The organism is Endothiovibrio diazotrophicus (assembly GCF_054657215.1).
The window spans coordinates 1-257 of record NZ_BAAHXB010000377.1 but is presented as its reverse complement, the minus strand read 5'-3'; the positions used below and the strand labels follow the sequence as shown (position 1 = coordinate 257).

The following is a 257-nucleotide window of genomic DNA, read 5'->3' as shown; positions in this document are numbered from 1 at the left end:
GAAGCGCCCGGCCTGTGAGGAGGCGGGCATCAGTCTGAGAACCTTCCAACGTTGGACGAGCGACGGCGAAATCAAGGAGGACCAGCGCCCCCTGGTAGAACGACCCGAGCCCGCGAACAAGTTATCGGAGGAGGAACGGGAAGGGATTCTGGAGGCCTGTAATCAGAACGAGTATGCCAGCTTGCCACCGAGCCAGATCGTGCCCAGGCTTGCGGACAAGGGGGATTATTTGGCCTCGGAGTCGAGTTTCTACCGCG

The 257-nt window shown here is 60.7% G+C and carries 1 protein-coding gene; it reads left to right on the top strand.

What is annotated here, in order from left to right:
* Positions 1-257 (top strand): helix-turn-helix domain-containing protein (locus ACYQ2W_RS26885; protein ID WP_459874221.1); only part of this gene is annotated, 257 nt, incomplete at both ends.